The following is a 2,506-nucleotide window of genomic DNA, read 5'->3' on the forward strand; positions in this document are numbered from 1 at the left end:
TGCTGACCCGGCTGGGGGCTGGTGAGGACGTTCCGGTGGGCAGTCCGGTGGCCGGCCGCACCGACCAGGCGCTGGACGAGCTGATCGGGTTCTTCGTCAACACGTTGGTGTTGCGGACGGACACGTCCGGTGATCCGAGTTTCACGGAGCTGGTCACTCGGGTGCGGGAGAGGAGCCTGGCCGCCTACGCGCATCAGGACGTCCCCTTCGAGTACCTGGTCGAGCTCATCAACCCGACCCGGACCCTGTCGCACCACCCGCTCTTCCAGGTCATGCTCGCCCTCCAGAACGCGCCCGAGGCCTCGCCGAGCAGCGCGGTGCCCATGGTGAGCCGCAGGGCATCAGCGGTGCGATCGAGTACTCCAGCGACATCTACGACGCGCCCACCGTCCGAGCCCTGTTCGAGCGTTGGCTGCACTTCCTCGACATCGCCACCACCCACCCCGACCAGCCCCTCAACCACATCGACGTCCTCACCCCCGACGAACACGGGCAACTGCTCGGCACCTGGCTGGAGACCGAGACCGAGATCGGCGAGAAGCTGCTGCCGGTCCGCTTCGCCGAGCAGGCCGTCGCCACCCCGGACGCCGTGGCCCTGATCGCCGGGGACACCTCCCTGACGTATGCGGAACTGGACCGCCGCGCCAACCGCCTCGCGCACGTCCTGCTGCACCGGGGCGCGGGTCCGGACCGGGTGGTCGCGCTGTCACTGCCGCGTTCGGCCGAGCTGGTGGTCGCTCTGTTGGCCGTGCTCAAGAGCGGCGCCGCGTACCTGCCGCTGGACCCGGACCACCCGGCCGGCCGCCTCGCCTACGTACTCGAGGACGCACGGCCCGCCCTGCTGCTCACCACGCTGTCGACGGACTCGCGGACGCCGAGAGGTGGTTCGGCGGAACGACTGGTGCTGGACTCCCCGGACGTACACGCCCTGCTGGCCGCCTGCCCCGACACCGACCCGGTCGAGACCGGCCACGCGGGGCCGCCGCCCCCCGAGGCCGCCGCGTACGTGATCTACACGTCAGGCTCGACCGGTCGCCCCAAGGGCGTGGTCGTCCCGCACGCGCCGCTGCTCAACTTCCTGGAAGCCATGCGGCGCAAGGTCCCGCTCCGGACGGGGGAACGGCTGCTCGCGGTCACCACGGTGGCGTTCGACATCGCTGCGCTGGAGCTGTACCACCCGCTCCTTTCGGGCGCCACAGTGGTCCTCGCCCCCAAGGAGGCCGTCCCTCAACCGTCCGCCGTGCTCGACCTGATCGCCCGGCACGGCGTCACGGTCGTACAGGGCACCCCCTCGTTGTGGCAGCTCCTGGTGGCGCACGAGCCGGAGGCGCTTCGGGGCCTGCGCATCCTGGTCGGCGGTGAGGCGTTGCCCACACCGCTCGCCGAGTCGATGCGCACGCTCACCGACGACCTGACCAACCTGTACGGCCCCACAGAGACCACCATCTGGTCGACCGCCGCGGACCTGGCCGGCGGCGCGGGCGCCCCGCCTGTCGGCAGACCGATCGCCAACACGCGTACCTACGTGCTGGGTTCGGGGCTGGAGTTGGTGGCGCCCGGTGTGGTGGGGGAGCTGTACGTCGCGGGATCCGGTGTGGCCCGCGGCTATCTGAACAAGTCCGGCCTGACGGCCGAGCGATTCGTGGCGGACCCGTACGCTCCCGAGCCCGGTGCTCGTATGTACCGCACCGGTGACCTGGTGCGTTGGAACCAGGACGGCGAGCTGGAGTTCGTCGGGCGCGTCGACCACCAGATCAAGATCCGAGGCTTCCGCATCGAACTCGGCGAGATCGAGGAGGTCCTCACCGACCACACGGACATCGCGCAGGCAGCCGTCGTCGTCCGCGAGGACCAGCCCGGTGACGCCCGGCTCGTCGCCTACGTCGTAGCCGACACCTCGGCGCGCGACCACGACGAGGCTGTGGAGCAGGACCAGCTCAGCGAGTGGCAGAACCTGTACGACGCCGTGTACAACGCTGCGGAGCAGACAGCGTTCGGCGAGAACTTCGCCAGTTGGAACAGCAGTTACGACGGCCGGCCGATCCCGCTGCCCGAGATGCGGGAGTGGCGTGACACGACCGTCGACCGCATCCGGTCCCTGCGGCCGCGCCGCGTCCTCGAAATCGGTGTCGGCACCGGGCTGCTCCTGGCCCGGCTGGCGCCCGAGTGCGAGGAGTACTGGGGCACCGACTTCTCCCGCACCGTCATCGACGAGCTTCGGCGGCACGTCGGTGCCGATCCCGTCCTGGCCACGCGGGTACACCTCCGCACCCAGCCCGCCCACGACTTCGACGACCTTCCACAGGGCCACTTCGACACGATCGTGCTCAACTCCGTGGCCCAGTACTTCCCGAACGCCGGCTACCTGGAACAGGTCGTCCACCACGCGCTCCGCGCCCTCACCCCAGGTGGCGCCTTGTTCCTGGGCGACCTGCGCAATCCGCGGTTGCTGCGGACCTTCGCCTCCGGTGTGCAGACGGCGCGTGCCGAGGACCCGAGCGACACG

The 2,506-nt window shown here is 70.3% G+C and carries 1 pseudogene; it reads left to right on the top strand.

The features are described 5' to 3' along the window. A pseudogene (locus tag IG90_RS0138515) lies at positions 1-2,506 on the top strand (amino acid adenylation domain-containing protein); the annotation flags it as partial.

Source organism: Streptomyces anulatus (assembly GCF_000721175.1).
In the GTDB taxonomy this organism is placed as follows: Bacteria; Actinomycetota; Actinomycetes; order Streptomycetales; family Streptomycetaceae; genus Streptomyces; species Streptomyces anulatus_C.